This is a genomic window from Flavobacterium sp. LMO6 (assembly GCF_009495795.1).
GTDB lineage: Bacteria > Bacteroidota > Bacteroidia > Flavobacteriales > Flavobacteriaceae > Flavobacterium.
In genome coordinates, this window is record NZ_WIBH01000008.1 from 37,101 (window position 1) to 59,129 (window position 22,029).

Genomic DNA, 22,029 nt, shown 5'->3' on the forward strand with positions numbered 1-22,029 from the left:
TTACTTCCAACTCCCAACTAAACTTCTATGTTCCACTCTGCAGGATTAGCGTTCCATGCACTCAACGTTTCCAATTCGTTTTCAGAAACATACTGCTTGTCTACTGCTTTTTGCAATAAGTTTTCATAATTACTTAAAGTGAAAACATCCAAATTAGCCGCTTCAAAACGCTCTTTTGAAACAGGAAAACCATAAGTAAAAATCGCTGCCATTCCTTTAATGTTAGCGCCTTCGTTACGTAAAGCTTCAACTGCTAACAAACTACTTCCGCCTGTTGAAATTAAATCTTCTACGACAACTACATTTTGTCCTTTTTGCAAGAAACCTTCCACTTGGTTTTGTCTTCCGTGTTTTTTTGGTTCTGGACGAACATAAACAAATGGCAATCCCATAGCTTCAGCTACTAAAATTCCGATTCCAATAGCGCCAGTGGCAACACCAGCAATTACATCGGGTTTACCAAATTTTTCTTCAATATGTTTGGCAAATTCATCACGAATGTAATTTCTAACCGCTGGAAATGAAAGGATTATGCGGTTGTCACAATAAATCGGAGACTTCCAGCCTGAAGCCCATGTAAAAGGATTTTTAGAATTTAATTTAATTGCGTTTATTTGTAAAAGCAATTCGGCTGTTTGTTGTGCTGTATTGTTATTAAAAATCATATTGCAAATGTATAAAGTTTTTGTGAACGATAAGCCACTTTTTTTAACAAATCAGGTTCAAAAAGAAACTGATTTCAAACTTTTTTTATTAGAAAGTGTTGATATCAAGAAGTTAATTGTAAAAATTTTTCAAAATAAAATTCAGAAAGCGTTTCTATATCATCCTGATGAAAAGTTAATCATGAAAACGCTTCGTGCGAAATTACCTGTTGAAAAAGCGGGTGGTGGACTAGTTTATAATGCCAAAGGCGAGGTGCTTTTTATTTTTAGAAACGGCAAATGGGATTTACCTAAAGGCGGCACCGAAAAAAACGAAACCATTGAAGAAACCGCTATGCGCGAAGTGGAAGAAGAAACCGGTGTAAATGGATTATCGATTAAAGAAAAACTTCAAAAAACGTATCACATTTTCAAACGTAATGGTCGTTACAAGCTTAAAATTACCCAATGGTTTGAAATGCAAACTAATTTTGAGGGAATCACAGAAGGTCAAGCCGAAGAAGGAATAGAGCGTGTAGAATGGATTCATCCAAAAGATTTTCCCACTTTATTAGAAAACTCGTACGAGAATATTAAGCTGTTGTTTGAAGAGGAGCAATCTAATGTGTCAATGTGATAATAAGCCAATGTGCCAATTTCTCATTTAGACTAATTGACACATTGACTAATTGACACATTGTCTAATTCACTCTATAAACTGGATACTGCAAATGCGCTTTTTCATAGTAAGGCGATTGTTTGTAAACCCAATCCAATTGTGCAGCTCCGTTTTCAGCGAAAGCTTTGTCGTTTTGTTTCTTTTGTTCTAATTCGGCTTTGATTTTTGGATTTTTATCTAAGAATTCTTTGGCTAAATCTTCAAAAACATAACTCGAAAAATATTCTTTTTGTTGCAAAATAGGATCGAAGAAGTTCCAATTGAAATAACTGTCCACCGCTTCTGGTTCTAAGGTTTCAACTAAATATTTCACACTTGGTTGATTCGTGTAAAACACATAATCGCCCATGAAAAACTTCACTTTTTGAGTCGATTTAGACACTTTCGTATTGTAATGTCCGTAATGTCCTTCGTAAGGTGATTTTGAGGTTTGATAACTTTCAATTTTATACGATTCTACTTCAATAATAGTATCTTTTTGGATGCGATGTGCATTGATATTGTTTAATTTCAAAATATCCAAAACTTGCCATTGCGATTGCGGAATAACATACGCTTTCGGTATGTTTACGAATTTCGTAGGTTTATAATTCCCATAAAATGGGATTTTCTTGGTAAACGGTTTGCTTTTATCGTAAAACAATCGGTCTTTTCCTGAAATAGCACTTGGTTTGTATCCGCCTTGATAGCCTTTAAAATCAATATAAGAAACTTTTGTAGAGTCAATTGCCCAATCTAATGGATATTGCATTCCAGCTTGATATTCGTTTAATGCGTCTTTTCGCATTTGCTTGATTTTTTGCCAATTCGTATCAGCGAAATTCATCGTGCTGACCATAAATTCGTAAGTAACTTTCACTCGTTCTTTGTAGACTTTCAACATGTGTGTTTCGGGAACAAATCCTAAAGTGTGAAACAATGTGGAATAACCTGTCGCATATCTTGGAGTATCGGTAAATTGATCAAAACCTTTATCAGGCATATCGCCATGAATGTTTACATACGGAACCACATCGATTTTCTTTTTGTTCATGTCTTTTACCACCGAAGGATATAATTCGTTGATAAAATAATTCCCTAATTTGTTTCCCAAACGTTCATGTTGGGTGGCAATGCATGTAAACGTATATTGATAATCCGCACCATTAGAAACGTGATTGTCTAAGAAAATATCCGGATTTAACTCGGTAAACAACTTTTGAAAACTTCTCGAATTTTTAGTGTCCGATTTAATGAAGTCGCGATTCAAATCAAAATTCCTGCCGTTTCCTCTAAAACCATATTCTTCCGGACCGTTTTGATTGGCTCTAGAATGTGAATTCCGATTCAACATACCGCCAACACTATACACCGGAATAGCTGCAATAAATGTATTTTTAGCCGTTTTAATTTTTCCCATAGCTAAATCACGCATTAACATCATCGTTGCGTCAATTCCGTCAGGTTCACCCGCGTGAATACCGTTGTTGATTAAAATTACAGCTTTATTTTTAGTAAAATATTCGTCAAAATCAAATTTGCCTTCACTCGAAAAAAGCACTAAAAACAATGGTTTTCCGCTATCGGTGATGCCTTTTTGGATCATTTGTATGTTGGTAAAACTTTCGTCTAATTTTTCATAAAACGCAATACATTCTTCATATGTTGTAGATTGATTGCCATTTCCACGTTCAAAAGGCGTGGTGAAATTGTTTTGTGAAAACACGGAAATCGAAAAGAAAAGCAAACTTAGTTGTAAAAAACGCATAGCAGAATTGAATTTGATTTTCAAAAATAAAGAATCTTTTTGAGGTATAATTATTTTTAGCCACAGATTAAAGGATTAAAAGGATTAAATATTGTTTTTTAAAAATAATCCGTGTAAATCTGTGTAATCCGTGGCGTTTATATTGAGAATTTTTAACCTTAGATTAATGGATTAAAAGGATTTGAGGTTGTATTTTAGAAATAATCCGTGTAAATCTGTGTAATCTGTGGCAATTGAATATTTTTTTAAATAATTGGCTTTATCTTTGCTACATGAGTCAAAATCCATATTCCAACAATGTACTATTGAATCTTGGTATTCAAAGTTTAAACAAAATGCAAGTAGCAGCCGAAAGCGCTATCTTAAAAGAAAACAATATTTTATTACTTTCTCCAACAGGTTCTGGAAAAACGTTGGCTTTTTTATTGCCCATTTTCCAAATGATGGAAGAAGAGGTAAAAGGTGTTCAATGTTTAATTTTAGTGCCATCTCGTGAGTTAGGCTTGCAAATTGAACAAGTTTGGAAAAAAATGGGAACGCATTTCAAGGTGAATACATGTTATGGAGGTCACTCGATAGAAACCGAATTCAAAAATTTAAGCAATCCGCCAGCTTTGTTAATTGGAACTCCGGGTAGAATTGCCGATCATATAGAACGCAATAGTTTTGCTACTGAAAACGTTAAAACTTATGTTTTAGATGAGTTTGACAAATCTTTGCAATTGGGATTTCATGAAGAAATGAAATACATTATTGGAAAAATTACCAAAGTGAACAAACGTATTTTAGTTTCGGCGACTTCGGGCGTTGAAATTCCAAAATATACGCAAGTTGTAAATCCTAAGGTGTTGGATTTTATTCCGAATACCAAACAAAACGATAATTTAGATGTTCGTATTGTGTTTTCGAAATCGAAAGACAAAATAGAATCGTTATTTCAATTAATTTGTTCGTTAAATTCTGAAGCCGCAATTATCTTTTGTAATCACAGAGAAGCAGTAGAGCGCATTCATGATATGTTAACCGAAAAAGGTATTATTTCTACTTTTTATCACGGTGGATTAGATCAGGACGAACGCGAACGAGCGTTGATTCAGTTTCGAAATGGAAGTGTTTCGTATTTAATTACAACCGATTTAGGTGCGCGTGGTTTGGATATTCCAGAAATGAACCACGTAATTCATTACCATTTACCTGCAAAAGAAGACGAATTCACCCACAGAAATGGAAGAACAGCTCGTATGTTGGCTACCGGAATGGCTTATGTTGTGATTCATGAAACCGAAAAGAAAGCTGATTATTTTGATTATGGCAAACGTAGATTAGATGTTTCGGCAGCTAAATCATTGCCAAAAGCGCCTTTGTATCAAACGCTATACATTAGTGGAGGAAAGAAAAACAAATTGAATAAAATTGACATTGTAGGTTTCTTTTCGCAAAAAGGAAAACTAGAAAAAGACGATTTAGGATTGATCGAAGTTAAAGACTTTATTTCGTTTGTAGCCGTGAAATATCCAAAAGTAAAATCTTTATTGCAAAACATTAAAGAGGAGAAAATGAAAGGGAAGAAGTATAAAATTGAAGTAGCAAGAAAGGTGATTAAGAAAGAGGAGGAGGAGGAAGAAAATCATCCAAAATTTACGTCACGTAAAGAGAATAATAGAAAATAGTGCTTTATTTTAATTAAAAAGAGATGAATGGAACTTTAAAAAAGGGCGTAATACTGTTTTCTATTGGTTTGTTTATTCTCATAAATCCTTGGTTTTATATTATTAGTTTACTATTTATAGTACCAGGATTGTATCATATTTGGTTTTCAAAAGACAATTTGAAATATAAAATAAAGGGAATATTAATTCCTTTCCTTGTTTGGATTCCACTAATGGTAATCTTTTATCAAATTTTTATGAAAAATAAAATGTGATTATAAATTTATAAAAATGACTTCTACAACCTGCCCACTTTGTAATTCCACTGCAACGGTTTTTTGCGAAAAACCTAAGCATTTGTTTTATAAATGCAACGTTTGTGAAGGCATTTTTCGACCGGCATTTACTTTTTTAACTTCAGAAGACGAGAAAGCGCATTACGAGTTGCACAATAACGATGTCAACGATGCACGCTACCAACACTTTGTTTCGCCTATTGTGAACGCTGTTTTACACAATTTTACTCCAAAAGATACAGGTTTGGACTTTGGTTCTGGAACCGGACCAGTGGTTTCTAAAATGCTTCGTGACCAAGGGTTTCAAATGGAAAACTACGATTTGTATTTTGAAAACAAACCCGAATTGTTAACCCAAAAGTACAACTACATTTCGTGTTGCGAAGTAATGGAGCATTTTAAACAACCGTTACTAGAACTTCAATTATTACATAAAATGCTGTTGCCAAACGGTAAATTGTATTGCAAAACCGAACTTTTTAAAAACCAAAAACCGTTTGAAGATTGGTATTACAAAGACGATTTTACGCATGTGTTTATTTACCAAGAAGCTACATTGCATTGGATACAAAAAAACCTTCCGTTTCAGAAGGTTTTGGTATATGATAAATTGATTGTGTTTGAAGGGGTTTAACGTATTGCTGCTTGTGGCAGTTGCGAGCTTCGTAGCGGCTTATTTTCTTCTAAGATAATATTTCTTACGAAAGATAAACATGAATTTTGCACTTTTCTCGCAATAGCGCAAAACGGCTGTTAACTGATGCCCGTTTTAGTTTTTTACTTTATTTATTAAATCCTTTAAATAGATATAATTTTCATCTTCTTTTTTCAACCAATACATTATAAAATCAATATATAAAGATTCAATTTGTTCAGTTGAATTATAAATTACTAAAGATAGTTTTAAAAATTTCTCTTTAGAATCTTTACTTTGATCATTGATATCAGCTAGTACCTTTTCACCATCTTCATTGCTTAAATCATTAAGTTTATTTAAAGCGAATTCGTTATCCCATATAATATCTTCTGGAATTTTAAGAGGGAAATAAAAAACATTTTTTAAGTAAAAATTCAAATAATTTATTGCTAATATTTTCTTTTGAGATGAATTACCACCTTCATTATTTCCATCAACTGAAAATTTGATTTTGCACTTTGTTTGTTTCTCGATAATAGAATTTAATTGTTCATAAGATTCAATTTGATTTTGAGCAAGTGTTGAAATATCTACATGGCTGTTTTCTTGTTTTTGATCTCCATCGAAAATCACTATAGTATCAGAATGAACTTCAATAATAGTAGTTATTTTTTGTTTAAGTGAATCTGAACCGCCAGGTAAATATTTGATATTAAAAATCTCTTTCGTGTCTTTACCTAACTTATTTAGTATTTTATCTAAAATTATTTTAGCAAGTTTGTCTTCAACAATTATTTGTTTTTTTTGAATATCTGTTTCAATTTCTAATTCATAAAATGCTTCTTTGTAATCACGTTCATTTTCAATATGAAATTGTCCAAATTTATTTAAAGAAAAAACTTTTATAGAATTAGCAGGCATTCCTTTAATCAAAATAGGAGAATGAGTTGAAATAATAATTTGCAATTTCTTTTTCTTACATTGTTCTATTAAAAATTCGCGAAGTCTAATTTGAGCTCCTGAGTGTAATGAAGTTTCTGGTTCGTCAAGTAATATTAAAGAATTTTCTGTACAATTAAATATTTTATTTATTAGTACAATAATTGCGGTTTCTCCACTTCCTGCAAAAGCTTCTGAGTATGAGATTTCGTTTGATGTGAATCTAACAGAAAATCCCCATTCTTTAAAAAAAGAGTGCTCAAGAATGTCTATAGAAATATAATTTTTACCAAGTATGTATGATACTTTTTGGATTTCTGCTTCTGTAAGTTTTATTACTTTTTTGTTTTTTTCAACGCCTCTAAATTTAATTATGCTATTTGTGTTGAATGCTTGTTTTAACTTTTTTGAATATTTTCTTAAATAATCTTGTTTTGATTTTATTTGAGAATTTTTTGAAAAATTTAGAAAGTACATAAATTTATCAAAAGCACTTAATTCAGATCTAAAATCAATATATTCAACAGATTTTTCAATAGGTGAATACCTTTTTTCACTATCCATTTCGTATTTTTTAACAGGCCGTGAAGGTTCCCAATAATCTGGATTTTTTTCTCTATTTATTCTTTGTTTTAAAACTTCACAAATTATGTTATTTGATTTGAAACCATATATAAAGCAATTTCTATTGTCTGCAAACTCTTGTATTGGGTCAATTTCTGTGGTAAACCAATACTCACCTAAACTATAATTTTTGGGAGCACCATATAGTGATTGTAATGTCGAACTTTTTCCTCCACCATTTTTCCCTACAAAAAATGTTATAGGAAAATCAAATGTTATCATTGTATTAACTTCTAGATTTCTAAAATAAGGATATCTAATATGCTCAATATAATTAACAAAAGAATTTGATTCTTTCATTTTTTTTAAAATTTCAATTTCTTTGTTTATATCCATTATTTAAATCTGATTTGCAAGTTTAGTTTAAAGTAGCTTTTTCCATTTACTTTATATATTTTTCCAAATTCGTGTCTTGAACTACTTGCGGTTTCTAATTTTGTGTTTTGAAATAAGTAATCTTCAAACTGATTTCGATTGTAAATATGATAACACAAAACATCTCCGTTTTCTTTTACAATTAAATATCCACCTGTTGCATCATAAATTCCATTCCAAACTTTTGAAGGCGTCATTCCTAATGCAACGTCAGTTAAAAAGCGTTTAATTTTGTATTCATAAAATGTATGAGCAAATTGATTGTCATAATTTAATGGGTTTGTTTTGTTTATATTTTCAGTTAAATCTTTGATTGAGCTTAAATTTGATGTGTAAAAAGTTCTTACAATTTCAGCTAAAATGTTTGGCAACAAACTATCAATTAAAACTAAATTATTTTTGAATACATCTTGTTCAAGTGAAACGTAATTTATGTTTCCACCTAGTTGTTTTATGTTTTCTATCCTATCTTTAATTTTACTTTTTGTGTCAATTTCGTTTATGTTTTTTATTTGATTTTCTGTTGGTTGAAAATCTGAAATTTGATAAATGAAATTAGTAGTTTTTCCTGCGTTTAAAAGCGTAGCTTGTCCTCCAAGTTGGGATTTAATACTAAATCCTAATTCAGCGGTTTGATTTATTCTTTGGTCGTGTATAACGATTTTAATATCAGATTTCGAAGTTGATTTGGCTTTTAATGAACCGCAATTTATTGAGTTCATAAAAGTTTCAATTTCTGGAATACTAAATGCTCCATTTGAAGCTTTTATTGTTGATAATAACTTTACCGATTGTTCAGTAAAAGTTTTCACAGGAATTCTTAATTGTTCTTTTCCACCTGAAATAATTACTAAATCTCCATTAATTTCATATTCAAAATTACCGCCACTTTCGTAACGAATAATCTTGATTATTGGATAAAATAATTCTTCAACTTTGTTTAAATCTGCATTACCTGCAAATAATTGTTTATCGCCAAGTAATTTGAACAAAGCGTAAATCTCACTCCATTCTCCTTTATTTCCTGATAGCATATTTTTTTATTCCGATTAGTTCTAAAATTTTATTTGCAGTTGCTTGAATAGCTGGAACGGCAACGGAGTTGCCGAATTGTTTATATGCAGACGCATCAGCAACTGGAATTATAAAATTATCAGGAAATCCTTGTAATCTTGCCCATTCTCTTGGTGTCATTTTACGAATACCTTCACGATTTACAGTTCCTTTTATGTGAGTTGTTGGTGTATAATCAGTAATTCGATGGTCTAAAACTAAATTTCTTTCCCTTCCCATTCCGCCAACAACAATTGCATTTGCAATTCCATTGTCAGGAATTATTGCATAACCAAAACCATTTCCTTTGTTTTCGTGTCTTGCTTTGTGATTAACTAAAGTTTGAACATATTGCGTTGAAAGATAGTATTTTGTTGGTGGAACATTTTTTTCTTTTACTTCTTCAAAAGTTGGGTTGTTTTCTAAAGGTTTTGGATATTCAAAACTCGAAATGTTTAAATCTTGGCGGAAGCCAACGATATAAATTCTTTCTCGATTTTGTGGAACTCCAAAATTTTTGGCATTAATGATTTGTGGTTCAGGCACAAAATAACCTAAATCATTTCTTAAAACATTTAGAATTGTTTCTAACGTTTTTCCTTTATCATGACTTCGTAAACCTTTTACGTTTTCAAGAAAAATTGCTTTTGGCTTATGTTTTTTGATAATTTCTGCCACATCAAAAAACAATGTTCCTCTTGTGTCATCGAAACCACCACGTTTTCCTGCAATTGAAAATGCTTGACAAGGAAAGCCTGCACAAAGTAAATCGAATTCTTCTGGAATATAATTTTTAATTTGCTGTTTTGTTATGTCGCCAAATGGAACTTCTCCGAAGTTTACTTTGTAAGTTTTTTGAGCTTCTTTGTCCCATTCACTTGTGAAAACACATTTTCCGCCAAGGTTTTGCATAGCAATTCTAAAGCCACCAATACCTGCAAATAAATCTATGAATTTGAAAGTATAGTTTTCTGGAGTTGGAAACGGAACGTTTTCAACTTCAAAAAGAAGTTGTTGCATTGCATCTTCAGCAACGATTGAAAGTTTTTCTTCTTCTTGTTTGTAAGTTACAAAATCATTTAAAACTTCTAAAGCATCATCTTTATAATACTTTGAAACTCCGTTATGAATGTTGTGCAGATAATGAGTTAAAACCGCTTTTCCATTTTCATTTGGTTCAACAAGTCTTACCTGATAGCGTTTGCCATCAAATTCGTCAATAGTTATTTTTTCTTTTAACTTCATTATATAATTCAATTCTATTTTTCGCAAGTTCGTAATTTTTGAGTTATGAATTATCATAAATCAGAAAAGTATTTCACGATTTTTTCAACAACTTTTAAAGTTATTTTTGGGTTTTATGACACGAAAATTTTCTTTATTGTTCCAGATTCCACGGGTTTCAGCTAACTAGTAAATATATGTTCAAAGTACAAATATTTTTATAATTTTCAATCGTAAATATATAAAAAACATTGTAGGGTTTTTCGTAAACGGCATAAAAAAAGCTAAAAATTACGAGTAACTTTTAGCTTTCTTATTTACATGTATTTGTTATTATTTTCCAGGCACTACTTTATACGTTGGGTCTTCCATAATGTTTACATCAATTATGGCTTCGGCATTGTTTAAAAGCGTAACACAATCGGCACTCAAGTGTCGTAAATGTACTTTTTTACCAATAACAGCATAACGTTCGGTAATTTTATTTACCGCATCAATGGCACTCATGTCGGCAATTCTGCTTTCTGCAAAGTCAATAATTACTTCTTCTGGGTCGTTTTGTACGTCAAACTTTTCTGCAAAAGCAGTAGTAGAACCAAAAAATAAAGGTCCAAAAATTTCGTAATGTTTTACACCGTTATCATCTATATATTTTCGGGCACGAATGCGTTTGGCGTTTTCCCAAGCAAAAACCAAAGCCGAAATAATCACACCAATTAAAACCGCTAACGCTAAGTTGTGTAATAAAATGGTAATTAACGTAACCACTACCATTACAAAAATATCCGATTTTGGCATTTTGGTAAACGCTTTAAAACTCGCCCATTCAAAAGTACCAATCGCCACCATTATCATAACACCCGTTAAAGCCGCCATTGGAACCAATTCGATAATAGGCGCTCCGTATAGAATGATGATTAAAATGGTTATCGCAGCTACAATTCCAGACAAACGCGCTCTTGATCCTGATGATAAATTGACTAAAGTTTGTGCAATCATAGGACAACCGCCCATCCCAAAGAAGAAACCGTTGGCAATGTTTGCTGTTCCTTGTGCCAAACACTCGCGGTTACTGTTTCCTTTGGTGGCTGTAATTTCATCAACTAAATTAAGCGTTAATAAACCTTCGGTTAAACCAACAGCCGCCATAATTAAACCATAAGGTAAAATGATTTTTAGCGTTTCTAATGTAAACGGAATTTGAGGAATATGAAAAGGAGGGAAGTCGCCACTAATTTTAGCAATATCCACTACTTGTTTGGTATCAATATTAAAGAGCAATACAACGGCAAAAACCACCACAATGGCCACTAAAGAAGCAGGAATAGCTTTGGTTAACTTTGGCAAAATAAGAATGACAGCAATGGTTAACGCCACTAAAGCCGTCATGGTGATTAAAGGATTGCCTGATAACCATTCGGTTTGTCCTGCAATAACGGTTTTAAATTGCTCGAATTGTGACATGAAAATAATGACTGCCAATCCGTTGACAAAACCAAACATAACGGGTTGCGGCACCAATCGAATAAATTTCCCTAATTTAAGTAAGCCTACTATAATTTGAATGATTCCGGCAATTGCCACAGCACCAAAGACATAGTCTAGTCCGTGCGATTTCATTAAAGCAATCAATACAATAACCGTTGCGCCAGCACCACCCGAAATTAAACCCGGACGACCACCAAAAATTGCGGTGATAATGCCCATAATAAAAGCGCCATACAAACCTACTAAAGGAGGAAAACCGGCTAAAATTGCAAAAGACAACGATTCAGGAATCATAGTCATAGCAACGGTTAATCCGGCTAAAATTTCGGTTTTGTAAGCTACTTTTTGTTTAAAATCGAAGAGATTGAGTACTTTTTGCATGTTAATTTTGGCTTTGAAAAAAATTAAGTTGCAAAGGTAAGGTTTTCTATTTTAAGAAAAGAAGGACTATTTCTCCAATACAGAACTTGGAACTAATTTTGAGGCATCGCCACCATTTCGAATTACATCTCTCACAATACTTGAGGATATAAACGAAGTTCGAGCAGCGGTTAATAAAAAGACAGTTTCTATCTTTGACATGGTTCTGTTGGCATGAGCAATGGCTTTTTCAAACTCAAAATCGGCCGGATTGCGAAGACCTCTTAGAATAAATTCGGCTTTTTCTTTTTTACACAAATCAATAGTTAAACCAGTATACGTAATAACTCTTACTTTAGGTTCGTCTTTAAAAGTTTCTTCAATAAAGCGCATGCGTTCTTCTAACGAAAACATATATTTTTTTTCAGCATTTACGCCAATAGCCACAATAATTTCATCAAATAATGAAACACCACGTTTAATAATATCGGCATGACCATTAGTAATAGGGTCAAATGAACCTGGAAATATTGCTTTTTTCATAGTTAGTTTTTTAAAGCCAATTCAATAGCGTTTTCAAACAATTCAGATAACGAGATTCCGGCTTCGCGAGCTTGTTGCGGTAAAATACTTTCGGTAGTTAAACCCGGAATTGTATTCATCTCTAACATAAAAGGCTCATTATTCACAATTATAAATTCACTTCGTGAAAAACCTTTCATTTTCAGCACTTCGTAAGCTCTTTTTGAAACCGTTTCAATTTTTACTTTCAATTCTTCCGAAATTCTCGCTGGCGTAATTTCTTTTGATTTGCCTAAATATTTTGCTTCGTAATCAAAAAAGTCGTTTTCGGATACGATTTCGGTAATTGGTAAAACGGTAACGGTTCCTTTGTAATTGATTACTCCTACAGAAACTTCTGTTCCGTCCAAGAAACTTTCAATGATGATTTCATCGTCTTCTTTATAAGCGTTTTCAATGGCTGGAAGGAATTCTGCTGCTGTTTTTACTTTTGAAATTCCGAAACTTGAACCCGATTTATTTGGTTTTACGAAACAAGGTAAACCCACTTTCGCTAAAATAGTTTGTACGTTAATTTCATCGCCCAAATTCAAATAATACGATTCAGCAGTTTTGATTCCGTATGGTTTTAAAACCGATAACATATCACGTTTGTTGAAAGTTAACGCTGCTTGGTAATAATCACAAGAAGTTTGAGGAATATGTAGCAATTCAAAATACGCTTGCATTAAACCATCTTCGCCCGGTGTACCATGAATGGCATTAAAAACGACATCAAAATTAACTTTAGTTCCATTAATAACAACAGAAAAGTCGTTTTTATCAATTGGGAATTCGGTATCATTTTCGTCCACATACACCCATTTTTCTTTAAAAATATGAATACGATACGGATTGAATTTAGTACGATTAATGTTGTTAAACACTACATTTCCGCTAGTTAACGAAATTTTGTACTCGCTAGAGTAACCACCCATGATAATGGCAACGTTTTTCATCTTATGTTATAATTGACTTACACAAAATTACATTATTTATTGATATTTTGATGCTATTTTAAAGGATACAATTGAAATTTTTATTAATAATCTACGTTTTTAAAACATATAAATTAGCAAGTGATACTAAAATCAAATTTTATATCTTTGTCAAAATATCATTTTGTATGAGTTTAGTTAAGTATTTAACCAGTAGAACCTTTTTTACACAAGTAGCAATTGCTATTTCAATTGTAGTTGTTTTTACTTTTTTAGTTGTTCAGCTTTTAGATTTTAGAACCAATCATGGTCAGGAAATTAAAGTACCAGATTTGTCTAAAATGAAACTGGAAATTGCAAATGAAAAATTAAAAGAACTTAATTTAGAAGTATTTTTATTGGATACGGTAGAATTTAATGCCGATTTTCCTCCTTTTTCTATTTTGGAACAAGATCCAAAAGCAGGAAGTTCCGTAAAAGATGGACGAAAAGTTTATGTAAAATTAAATGCGGGTGAATTTACAGATATTACGATTCCAGAATTTAAAGACAAAACATTCCGACAAATTTCGGCAACTGTAAAGGCATTGACTTTAAAAGAAGGAAAACTAACCTATAAACCACATATTGCAAAAGATGTAGTATTACAAATTTACCAAAATGGAAGACGTTTAAGAGCTGGAGATAAGGTGAAGAAAAACTCAGTACTTGATTTTGTTTTAGGAGACGGAAAAGAAATTTTTAACGAAGATACATTTAGTTCAGAAGAACCATCAGATACTTTGCCTCCATCAGAAGAAGTAAAACCAATTGAATTTAAAGAAGATAATGGCGGAATATAAGGTTGAAAATGAACTCGAAGATGAGTTATACGAACATCATCGTTTTGAAGCAAGCAAAGGGCAATCTGCCTTGCGAGTGGATAAATTTTTGATGAACATGATTGAAAATACGACTCGAAATAAAATACAACAAGCAGCAGAAAATGGTTCTATTTTAGTGAATGATGTTGCGGTAAAATCCAATTACAAAGTAAAAGCAGGTGATGTTGTACGTTTAGTATTGGCACATCCTACTTATGAGCAATTGTTAACACCAGAAAATATTCCGTTGGATATTGTTTATGAAGATGATCAATTGTTGGTTATTAACAAACCAGCAGGAATGGTGGTTCACCCAGGTCATGGGAATTATTCAGGAACTTTGGTAAATGCGTTGGCCTATCATTTTGAGAATTTACCAATGAACAGTTCAGAGCGACCAGGATTGGTACATCGAATTGATAAAGACACTACAGGTTTATTAGTAGTTGCAAAGACAGAATTAGCAATGGCTTATTTGTCAAAACAATTTGCTGAGAAAACGTCGGAAAGAGAATATGTTGCTTTAGTTTGGGGAAATATCGAAGAAGACGAAGGAACTGTTGAAGGAAATATTGGTCGACATGATACCAATCGTATGCGAATGGCGGTTCATGAAAGTGATGAAAAAGGAAAACCTGCTGTAACACATTATAAAGTATTGGAGCGATTTGGTTATGTAACCTTAGTTTCTTGTCAGTTAGAAACTGGAAGAACGCATCAAATTCGTGTACATATGAAACATATAGGTCACACACTTTTTAACGATGAACGTTATGGTGGTGATTCCATTTTGAAAGGCACTACGTTTACCAAATACAAACAGTTTGTAGATAATTGTTTTAAAGTATTACCAAGACAAGCGCTTCATGCAAAAACATTAGGATTTGAACATCCAATTACAAAAGAGTTTTTACGTTTTAATACGCCAATTCCGCAAGATTTACAAGATTGTATTGAAAAATGGCGTGTGTATTCAAAAGCACAAACATTTACAGAAGAATCATAAAAAAAGCCCCAAATTGGGGCTTTTTTGTGTCTACCAAGTTGTAATTTCAGCACCTGGAATTTGAAATAATTTTATAAAGTAATTTTCTAAACATTTTAAATTGATTAGATTTTTTTCAGTGGTATGAAATTTACTTTGACCTATTCTTAATACATAGTTTTCTAATCTGTTATTGTTGTTTGTTTCACCTTCACCATCAAAAACGATATCAGAAACGGTTACTATATATTTATCATCAATAATTTCAACTGAGAAATTTAAATTAAACGATTGTTCAAAATACCAACCTCCACCTTTACAATCGCAGTTTAAACTGTGCCCTTTACCAGTGTTATCTTCCTTGTTTACAGAAATCTTGGTATGGTTTTTATCAATTAAAGTTAAAATGTCTGTTTTATCTGTTTTAAATCCTAGTTGCCAAGTTACTTCTTTTCTTTCTGCTTTAAAATGATGATCTTGAGCAAAAGTAGATGATGAAACTAAGAATAAAAAGAATAAGATTTTTTTCATTGTTTTATGTTTTAATCACAAACTTAATCTTTTTAATTTTAGATAAAAAATTAATTAAAAGGATTAGACCATTTTGTATTTGTATACACATCTGTACCTGAAAGTGTTTTTAAAAAAGCAATAACAGCATTAATTTCAGTTGCTATTAAATTCAATTATGGTTCAATTCCTCCAGATCTTAATCTAGTGTCTAGGTTGTTTTTGAAATCAAATTTATAATTGCCTTTTTATTTTTTTATAATTTTTTTAATTATAAATCCATCATTATTTGAAATTTTTAAAAAATATAATCCGCTACTAACGGAATTGATGTCTATATTAATAGAAATATCACCTTGAATGAGGTAGTCGGTTTTTACTATTTGTCCTAATTCATTTATTAATTCAATATTTAAATCACTTTCAATTTGTCTAGTTTCAATATTTATAAATTCTGATGCAGGGTTGGGATAGATTAAAATATTATCTGAAATTGAATTATTTAAATTAGATAATGTTAAATTACAGTTGGCGGATATAGCATTTGAATTTTCAATAATATTTCCTGATGTTAAATTATGTCCAGTAAATCCAGTATAATCATTAGGATAGAAGTTACATCTAAAAACTAAATTTTGAGTTGGAGTTGTACCTTGATTAATAATACCCGCGTTGACTGGGTTTACGTATTTCCAAACTGTTGTACCGGTGGAATTTACTTCTCTGAAAGTCCCTGTAGGACCTTCACAGAGAAGTACATTTCCATTTGATAGTTGTTGAGAACCAGAAATATTTTGTGCATAAATATTATTTGGATTACCTGAATTATAAATCCATGAAGTCGTTGAAGGGCCATAAGGAATTGTAGAGGTATAAAGATATCCGTTTACTGGAGGGTTAATAATTTCCACGGTTGTATAATTCCCTCCAGTTCTTCCATTACCGTTATTAAAAATCATGATTTGATTTTGGTATGGAAAACCATTTTCTATCCAATAGGCGTTATGTTGACCGAAAAATTTTTGATCAGCAACTGTTCCATTGTTATAAGCTCTTGGATTTCCCCATCTGTATAATAAATCACCACCTTTTCCTGAATTCCCTCCTGTATGTGATGCTGCTTGTGTGGTTGTTGTACTATGGTCTATTATCCAAATCTCATCAAACTCATGTGAACTTAATATGATTTGATCTAATGTAGGATTGTAATCAATTGAATTTAAATGAATCCAATCAGAATTTGTAGCACTTGCGCTGAAATTGAGATTAATTAATTGCGGATTGTTACTTACTGTGCCAAAATTTGGTTTTGAATTATCATAATCTTGAATTAAATGATCCCAAACATGCCATTCCCAAACAATATTTCCGCCTGTTGCACCAACTGGTTGTATCTCAATAATTTTTTCACTCCATACTGTTGTAGGAACTAAACTTGGGTTTCTTCCTTGAGCAATTGCTTCAGTATTTGTTTTAGACTCCCAAACAATAGCTAAAACATTCCCGTTTGGTAATGCTTTAATATCATGATGTTGACATTCTGTTGTACTAGAAATTGTATAATTCCAAGTCACATTCCCGTTCCAATCTATCTTTTGAATTATGCCTCCTTTTCCTCCAGCATTAAAAGTCGTATTATTAGTATTTCCTGAACGAAGTAAAGTTCCGTCAGGTAAAATATAACAAGATTGTCCAGGTCTATAAGTACTTGGCCAACTTTTAACTTGTTTACCACATTTATCAATTAAATAAGTATTAGTACTTAAAATTGGAGCAAATAATACATAGCCATCGTCTAAAGTACCAATATCATGCTGAATTAATCCAATAGTTTGTGAATACAATGGTACTATAAAAAACATTAAAATAAAATTGAGTGTTTTTTTCATTTTTTTGTTTTATTTTTTTATAATTACTTTATAAGTTTTACTATTATTTTTACTTGATATTTTTACAAAATATATCCCATTATAAACTGAATCAGTTTCAATTATAGATAATGTGCTACCCTGTAAAATTTTACTTTTTTTGATAACTTGGCCAAGTTCAGATATTAATTCAACATCTAAATCGCTTTCTGTCATTTTAGATTGTATTGCAATAAATTCAGATGCGGGATTAGGTGCAATCGTAATATCAAAGTTGTTGTTTTCAAATGAATCTGATGAAAGGGTAGTTGTTCCCCCTGGAATCGATGTAACTGTACCACCTGTTGTAGTGTTTTTTACACCATAAAAGTAAGGACCAACAGCATATGGGTAAGCAGAATTATGATTAGCGTCTACAGTTGTAAAATAACAATAAATTCCTGATGGATATTCAGGTGTAATACAAAATCTACCATTATGCTTATCTAAATAATCAGGAGATGAATTTGTAACAAATTCATAATCTTCTCTGTATCTTCCTAATGGATATGTTGTATTAACTGGAGGACCGTCAGTAACATCAGTGCCATCTGCATAGTGTGTTCTTGCAGTAATATTTCTCAATTGATAACTCGATTTCATTCTAACTATACCACCTGTACCATCAGTATTTGCATAAGCATATGCTCCATAAATTGGAAACCCATCATATGCATACCCTAATAAAGGTGAATGTTGAGATGGATTAATAACATATAACCCATCAGAAGGATAGGTGTCACAAATTGTAGATAGAACTTGTAAATCTAAATTAAAAGCACTTGGATTTTGATGATGATGGTAATTTCCTTGTGCAGGATGTGCTTTTGAACAATCAAATCCACCTCTTTCTGCAACAATAGCATCTCTATTCCAAACGCCATCACCTGTTCCACCAATTGGTCCACCAGCTTCAGCGCCTGTTGAATTTTTATATGAAACCCCATCTCTATAATCAAATAATGCTACCCCATTTTTAAAAATTCCTATGTTTCCACCAGTTGTTGCAGTCAAAGTGCCTGTATTTTGTGTAGGAGTTAAAGTTATTCTAAAAATTTTATTTTGTGCAGTTGCAAGAGATGGGTTTCCATCTAAAAAAGGTCCTGTAATATAAGCTGGAATTCCTGTTGCTGTAACATAAACATAATTAGTGTTATATTGTACAGTTTGAACATTTGCAAGTACAGCATCTGTAATTGGTGTTGAATTTCCTGAAACATAATGTCTTCCAGTAATATTAGTAGTATTAACTAACCAATTTGTAATAGCTGGGTTTAATTGTGCACTTATAATGAACGAGGTCAATAAGGCTAAAAAAGTAAATGTTTTTTTCATTTTGTTAGTGTTTATTAAGTTTATTGTAATTAATAGTTTGCTTTAATGTTTACTAATTCATTTAATAATTTTTTGGATATGAATACTTTGGATTATAAAGAAACTCTTTGTCAGATAATGTTTTTAAAAAGGCAACAAGTTCGGTTCTTTCATTATCAGATAAATTCATTGGTTTTTGTAATTGTTTAGATAGTGTATTGCTATGTTTAATTCCTGAATTATAATGTTTTATAACTTCATTTAAAGTTTTGAATCTTCCGTCATGCATATATGGGAATGTGAATTCGATATTTCGAAGCGTAGGAATTTTAAATTTTAAAGAATCTGATTTTATTTGGGTAATCTTCATTCTACCATAATCATTTAATGTTGGATCTACAGATAATCCATTATTTTCAAATGTATCTGAAGTGAATAAAGGTTCTTTATGACATGAAGCACAATTTTGTTTAAATATGTTGTATCCTTTTTGTTCCATTTCTGTGAATTTTTCTTCCTTTCGAACTACTTTGTCATATTTTGAATTGGAAGTTGTTAGCATAACCACAAATTGCGACAAAGCTTTCAAAGTCAACTGTCCAGTAACTTTATCAGTTCCAAAAGCTTTTTTATATAATTCTTTATATTTTGGAATTTCTTGAAGTTTTTTAACCACATTTTCCATAGTTTCATCCATTTCTACTTCACTAGTAATAGGATGAATATATTGTACATCTAAATGATTAACGCCACCATCCCACATAAACGTTTTGTTCCAAGCTAAATTTTGTAAAGTCAAAGAGTTTCTAGTTCCAATTTTACCATCTATTCCATGACTCAAATCGTGGTCTACGTGTGTAAAACCTGTTTGTTGTAAATGACAACTAGCGCATGAAATAGTATTGTCGCGAGAAAGAATGGGATCATAAAATAAATTTCGACCTAATTGAAAACCTTCTTCTGTTAAAGGATTTTTAGAAAAATCATAAACAGGTTTTGGCCAATTTTTTGTAATATCTAAATAAATAGGAGTAGTATTCCATTTTGAAAATGAAAAAAAAACAAATAACATTAGTCCCAAAGTTAATGTGGTTATTATTTTTTTCATTCTATAGAAAATAGTTTAGTTGATAAGTTGGCTATTTTCATCGCTTCATCTCCAGGAATCATTATGTTATTGGTTGATGTTAAAGAAATTTCAGAAAATAGTTTCTCTAAATCCATGCCAATTTCTATTTGATTTTTAAATTTGTTATTGAAATTATCATTGCAATAGAGATTGATGTTTCTCATCGCATAGTAAGGTTGCAAATAGCCACCAACATGAAACTGAAATTTATTTTTTCGAGTTGGGCAACTTGAACTTTTTCCTTCAATTTTTAAATTAATAAAACCACTTTGCCAAGCCCAATACATTCCTTTTGTAGCATCTAAATCGCCTTCTAAAGCACCAGAAACACTAGATAAGCTATCTACTCCAATATTAAATTGAACCGATTTTAAAACTTTGTTTTTAAAATTTGAATAAGGGAATGAAAGTGTATTCGTTTTAGAGTTTTCAATATCTATTAAATGGTAACTGTATTCTTCTTTAAAAACAGAATTATCAACAAAATGAAATTCAAAAGAAGTTAAATAGAATTTAATCGATGAAAAACATAAGGTGTCATTTTTTTTTGAAATATAATTAGAATCTAATTCTATAGGCTGTTTATCAAATAATAGATTAATATTCAAATACAAACTATCAGAATTTTTCTGAGCGTTTGATTGAATGGAAAGAAGCAATAGAAAACCAATTATAATTTTATTCATCTTTTTTAGGCTTTCTATTTGGAGCAAATATTTTAGATAATTCTTGCGTTAGTTCATTATAATTATCTAGTTGTTCAGGTTTACATAGTTTTTTTATCTCTAAAAAGTGATTGTAATGCACCAGCTCTATTTCAGATTTATAAAGGTATAAACTATTTAAAATACTGTCTGTAACAACTTTATTTTCTGATAAATTTAGCTGTTGATATAGTTTGTTTTTAGAATCTTTAATTTGATTATCAAGTCGACTAATATTTGCTTTATGTTTTTTAATAAGTATTTCATATTCAGCTATTTGATTTTTGTTAAAACCTAATTTATGAATTATAATTTCTTTTGGTTCTTTTTTGGAATCGTTTTTTTGATCATTAAAAAACAAAAAAGAAAGTGTTACCATATTTATTACAAATAAAGCTATTACGGCAATTGTTAATACTTTAATTTTGTTCATTTTTTTAATATAATTGATTATTTACAGTTTTTACTATTTCAGCAATACCAGTATTATTTTTATTTTCATTTCTTTTTTGCGATAAAATTGTAGTATTTAATGTAACAAGCACTACAATTGATACTGCAACTAACCATTTTGTAAAATTATCTGCAGGTTTATTTTCTTTTATTTTAGATTGAATTTTATTTAAAAGAGTATCATTTGGACTTACCTTAGTAATTCCACTTGAAGAGTTTAGTATCTCGTCAATCCAATTTTCTTTTGCTTTCATAATAGTTTAGACGAAATTTATTTTTTTTTCTTGCGGTATGCATCAAAATTATTTGATAAATTTTCTTTTAAATTGTTTTTTGCTCTAAAAATTAAGGATTCTATAGCCGAAATACTCATTTGCATTATCTCTGAAACTTCTGTATTTGACAAACCATCGACTTTTGAAAGTATAAAAGCTGTTTTTTGATTTTCGGGCAATAAATTAATTACCTGAAATAATATTTTAGCATCTTCTTGTTTTTCTAATAGGATACCTGGGTGTTCAAAGTTTGAAGTGTTTAATAATTCGTGTTCATTTTCACTCTTTCGCCCAAAAACAAAAAAACGTTTTTTACTATTCTTTTTTTTAATATAATCTAGAGATTGATTAATGGTAATGCGATAAATCCAAGTTTTAAATGTTGAGTTTTCTTTAAAATTAGATACATTTTCGCTTACTTTAATAAAAACATCTTGTGTGATTTCTTCAGCATCTTCAATGTTTTGAACATAGTTTAATGCAACATTATAAACCAAAACTTTATATTGATTATAAATGGTTATAAAAAGCATTGAATTGTTGTTCATATTTAAATTTATTTTTGTTTGACATTATTTTTCAAAAAAGGTTTAAATGCAAAGGATTTTTTTTTGAATATTAAAATAGTGCTATATTTGACTTTTATTTGAAACAAACTAATTAAACTAAATATTC

21 protein-coding genes are annotated in these 22,029 nt (G+C 31.0%); 5 read left to right on the forward strand and 16 right to left on the reverse strand.

Annotation, left to right across the window (positions count from 1 at the left end; all coding sequences use genetic code 11):
• Positions 1 to 17: 17 nt before the first annotated feature.
• Positions 18 to 665, reverse strand: coding sequence for an orotate phosphoribosyltransferase (pyrE, locus tag GFJ99_RS09445; protein ID WP_008258530.1), 648 nt, complete (start codon positions 663 to 665; stop codon positions 18 to 20).
• A gap of 7 nt (positions 666 to 672) precedes the next feature.
• Here pyrE and GFJ99_RS09450 point away from each other — a divergent pair, with 7 nt between their 5' ends.
• A complete protein-coding gene (locus GFJ99_RS09450; RefSeq protein WP_153208498.1) occupies positions 673 to 1,281 on the forward strand; it encodes an NUDIX hydrolase in 609 nt (202 codons plus the stop codon).
• 64 nt (positions 1,282 to 1,345) lie between these two features.
• Here the strand turns inward: GFJ99_RS09450 and GFJ99_RS09455 are convergent, their stop codons facing one another.
• On the reverse strand, positions 1,346 to 3,070 hold the full coding sequence (locus GFJ99_RS09455; protein ID WP_008258532.1) for a hypothetical protein: 1,725 nt from the start codon (positions 3,068 to 3,070) through the stop codon (positions 1,346 to 1,348).
• 272 nt (positions 3,071 to 3,342) lie between these two features.
• Between GFJ99_RS09455 and GFJ99_RS09460 the strand changes: the two genes are divergently transcribed.
• Positions 3,343 to 4,740: a DEAD/DEAH box helicase gene (locus tag GFJ99_RS09460; RefSeq protein WP_153208499.1), complete on the forward strand. Its 1,398-nt coding sequence runs from the start codon at positions 3,343 to 3,345 to the stop codon at positions 4,738 to 4,740.
• A 270-nt stretch (positions 4,741 to 5,010) separates the two neighbouring features.
• On the forward strand, positions 5,011 to 5,649 hold the full coding sequence (locus GFJ99_RS09465) for a class I SAM-dependent methyltransferase (RefSeq protein ID WP_153208500.1): 639 nt from the start codon (positions 5,011 to 5,013) through the stop codon (positions 5,647 to 5,649).
• A gap of 135 nt (positions 5,650 to 5,784) precedes the next feature.
• On the opposite strand, the gene GFJ99_RS09470 is transcribed toward GFJ99_RS09465, so the two are convergent.
• From GFJ99_RS09470 to GFJ99_RS09495, 6 genes are all read right to left on the reverse strand, one after another.
• Positions 5,785 to 7,515: an ATP-dependent endonuclease gene (locus GFJ99_RS09470; protein ID WP_162523971.1), complete on the reverse strand. Its 1,731-nt coding sequence runs from the start codon at positions 7,513 to 7,515 to the stop codon at positions 5,785 to 5,787.
• Positions 7,516 to 7,550: 35 nt separating this feature from the next.
• Positions 7,551 to 8,624 carry an HpaII family restriction endonuclease gene (locus GFJ99_RS09475; protein WP_153208502.1) on the reverse strand — a complete coding sequence of 358 codons (1,074 nt, stop codon included), beginning with the start codon at positions 8,622 to 8,624 and terminating at the stop codon, positions 7,551 to 7,553.
• Positions 8,608 to 9,888, reverse strand: coding sequence for a DNA cytosine methyltransferase (locus GFJ99_RS09480; RefSeq protein ID WP_153208503.1), 1,281 nt, complete (start codon positions 9,886 to 9,888; stop codon positions 8,608 to 8,610). Before GFJ99_RS09480 ends, GFJ99_RS09475 begins: the two co-directional genes overlap by 17 nt.
• Before the next feature lie 312 nt (positions 9,889 to 10,200).
• On the reverse strand, positions 10,201 to 11,736 hold the full coding sequence (locus GFJ99_RS09485) for a SulP family inorganic anion transporter (RefSeq protein ID WP_153208504.1): 1,536 nt from the start codon (positions 11,734 to 11,736) through the stop codon (positions 10,201 to 10,203).
• 66 nt (positions 11,737 to 11,802) lie between these two features.
• Positions 11,803 to 12,258 (reverse strand): pantetheine-phosphate adenylyltransferase, encoded by a 456-nt coding sequence (gene coaD / locus GFJ99_RS09490; RefSeq protein ID WP_008258537.1) that lies wholly within the window; start codon positions 12,256 to 12,258, stop codon positions 11,803 to 11,805.
• Positions 12,259 to 12,260: 2 nt separating this feature from the next.
• The gene (locus GFJ99_RS09495) at positions 12,261 to 13,235 is read right to left on the reverse strand and encodes a D-alanine--D-alanine ligase (RefSeq protein ID WP_153208505.1); all 975 of its coding nucleotides are present in this window, start codon (positions 13,233 to 13,235) and stop codon (positions 12,261 to 12,263) included.
• A gap of 167 nt (positions 13,236 to 13,402) precedes the next feature.
• On the opposite strand from GFJ99_RS09495, the gene GFJ99_RS09500 reads away from it, so the two are divergent.
• Complete coding sequence (locus GFJ99_RS09500; protein ID WP_153208506.1) at positions 13,403 to 14,056, forward strand: PASTA domain-containing protein; 654 nt, start codon at positions 13,403 to 13,405, stop codon at positions 14,054 to 14,056.
• Positions 14,043 to 15,083, forward strand: a complete 1,041-nt coding sequence (locus GFJ99_RS09505) for an RluA family pseudouridine synthase (protein ID WP_008258558.1) — start codon at positions 14,043 to 14,045, stop codon at positions 15,081 to 15,083. The genes GFJ99_RS09500 and GFJ99_RS09505 overlap by 14 nt, the downstream gene beginning before the upstream one ends.
• A 30-nt stretch (positions 15,084 to 15,113) precedes the next feature.
• Here GFJ99_RS09505 and GFJ99_RS09510 read toward each other — a convergent pair whose 3' ends face one another.
• The 8 genes from GFJ99_RS09510 to GFJ99_RS09545 all read right to left on the reverse strand — a co-directional run bounded on the left by GFJ99_RS09510 (position 15,114) and on the right by GFJ99_RS09545 (position 21,902).
• Positions 15,114 to 15,593 carry a hypothetical protein gene (locus GFJ99_RS09510; protein ID WP_153208507.1) on the reverse strand — a complete coding sequence of 160 codons (480 nt, stop codon included), beginning with the start codon at positions 15,591 to 15,593 and terminating at the stop codon, positions 15,114 to 15,116.
• Positions 15,594 to 15,820: 227 nt separating this feature from the next.
• Entirely contained in the window at positions 15,821 to 17,461 is a 1,641-nt protein-coding gene (locus GFJ99_RS09515) for an aryl-sulfate sulfotransferase (RefSeq protein ID WP_153208508.1), read from the reverse strand.
• 9 nt (positions 17,462 to 17,470) lie between these two features.
• Complete coding sequence (locus GFJ99_RS09520) at positions 17,471 to 18,814, reverse strand: YHYH protein (protein WP_008257420.1); 1,344 nt, start codon at positions 18,812 to 18,814, stop codon at positions 17,471 to 17,473.
• Between the two features lie 61 nt (positions 18,815 to 18,875).
• Positions 18,876 to 19,901: a cytochrome-c peroxidase gene (locus GFJ99_RS09525; protein ID WP_008257422.1), complete on the reverse strand. Its 1,026-nt coding sequence runs from the start codon at positions 19,899 to 19,901 to the stop codon at positions 18,876 to 18,878.
• On the reverse strand, positions 19,898 to 20,608 hold the full coding sequence (locus GFJ99_RS09530) for an MbnP family protein (protein ID WP_008257423.1): 711 nt from the start codon (positions 20,606 to 20,608) through the stop codon (positions 19,898 to 19,900). Before GFJ99_RS09530 ends, GFJ99_RS09525 begins: the two co-directional genes overlap by 4 nt.
• The gene (locus GFJ99_RS09535; protein WP_008257424.1) at positions 20,601 to 21,059 is read right to left on the reverse strand and encodes a hypothetical protein; all 459 of its coding nucleotides are present in this window, start codon (positions 21,057 to 21,059) and stop codon (positions 20,601 to 20,603) included. The genes GFJ99_RS09530 and GFJ99_RS09535 overlap by 8 nt, the downstream gene beginning before the upstream one ends.
• 4 nt (positions 21,060 to 21,063) lie before the next feature.
• Complete coding sequence (locus GFJ99_RS09540) at positions 21,064 to 21,333, reverse strand: hypothetical protein (RefSeq protein WP_153208509.1); 270 nt, start codon at positions 21,331 to 21,333, stop codon at positions 21,064 to 21,066.
• Positions 21,334 to 21,350: 17 nt separating this feature from the next.
• Positions 21,351 to 21,902, reverse strand: a complete 552-nt coding sequence (locus GFJ99_RS09545) for an RNA polymerase sigma factor (protein ID WP_153208510.1) — start codon at positions 21,900 to 21,902, stop codon at positions 21,351 to 21,353.
• Between the last annotated feature and the right edge of the window lie 127 nt (positions 21,903 to 22,029).

Bases quoted from the DNA above. Each gene is read 5' to 3' on its own strand.
- GFJ99_RS09455 (WP_008258532.1), bottom strand. From the start codon at position 3,070: ATGCGTTTTTTACAACTAAGTTTGCTTTTCTTTTCGATTTCCGTGTTT.
- GFJ99_RS09535 (WP_008257424.1), bottom strand. From the start codon at position 21,059: ATGAACAAAATTAAAGTATTAACAATTGCCGTAATAGCTTTATTTGTA.
- GFJ99_RS09545 (WP_153208510.1), bottom strand. From the start codon at position 21,902: ATGAACAACAATTCAATGCTTTTTATAACCATTTATAATCAATATAAA.
- GFJ99_RS09460 (WP_153208499.1), top strand. From the start codon at position 3,343: ATGAGTCAAAATCCATATTCCAACAATGTACTATTGAATCTTGGTATT.
- GFJ99_RS09520 (WP_008257420.1), bottom strand. From the start codon at position 18,814: ATGAAAAAAACATTTACTTTTTTAGCCTTATTGACCTCGTTCATTATA.
- GFJ99_RS09530 (WP_008257423.1), bottom strand. From the start codon at position 20,608: ATGAATAAAATTATAATTGGTTTTCTATTGCTTCTTTCCATTCAATCA.
- GFJ99_RS09475 (WP_153208502.1), bottom strand. From the start codon at position 8,624: ATGCTATCAGGAAATAAAGGAGAATGGAGTGAGATTTACGCTTTGTTC.
- GFJ99_RS09465 (WP_153208500.1), top strand. From the start codon at position 5,011: ATGACTTCTACAACCTGCCCACTTTGTAATTCCACTGCAACGGTTTTT.
- pyrE (WP_008258530.1), bottom strand. From the start codon at position 665: ATGATTTTTAATAACAATACAGCACAACAAACAGCCGAATTGCTTTTA.
- GFJ99_RS09450 (WP_153208498.1), top strand. From the start codon at position 673: ATGTATAAAGTTTTTGTGAACGATAAGCCACTTTTTTTAACAAATCAG.
- GFJ99_RS09525 (WP_008257422.1), bottom strand. From the start codon at position 19,901: ATGAAAAAAATAATAACCACATTAACTTTGGGACTAATGTTATTTGTT.
- coaD (WP_008258537.1), bottom strand. From the start codon at position 12,258: ATGAAAAAAGCAATATTTCCAGGTTCATTTGACCCTATTACTAATGGT.
- GFJ99_RS09510 (WP_153208507.1), bottom strand. From the start codon at position 15,593: ATGAAAAAAATCTTATTCTTTTTATTCTTAGTTTCATCATCTACTTTT.
- GFJ99_RS09505 (WP_008258558.1), top strand. From the start codon at position 14,043: ATGGCGGAATATAAGGTTGAAAATGAACTCGAAGATGAGTTATACGAA.
- GFJ99_RS09515 (WP_153208508.1), bottom strand. From the start codon at position 17,461: ATGAAAAAAACACTCAATTTTATTTTAATGTTTTTTATAGTACCATTG.
- GFJ99_RS09485 (WP_153208504.1), bottom strand. From the start codon at position 11,736: ATGCAAAAAGTACTCAATCTCTTCGATTTTAAACAAAAAGTAGCTTAC.
- GFJ99_RS09540 (WP_153208509.1), bottom strand. From the start codon at position 21,333: ATGAAAGCAAAAGAAAATTGGATTGACGAGATACTAAACTCTTCAAGT.
- GFJ99_RS09470 (WP_162523971.1), bottom strand. From the start codon at position 7,515: ATGAAAGAATCAAATTCTTTTGTTAATTATATTGAGCATATTAGATAT.
- GFJ99_RS09495 (WP_153208505.1), bottom strand. From the start codon at position 13,235: ATGAAAAACGTTGCCATTATCATGGGTGGTTACTCTAGCGAGTACAAA.
- GFJ99_RS09500 (WP_153208506.1), top strand. From the start codon at position 13,403: ATGAGTTTAGTTAAGTATTTAACCAGTAGAACCTTTTTTACACAAGTA.
- GFJ99_RS09480 (WP_153208503.1), bottom strand. From the start codon at position 9,888: ATGAAGTTAAAAGAAAAAATAACTATTGACGAATTTGATGGCAAACGC.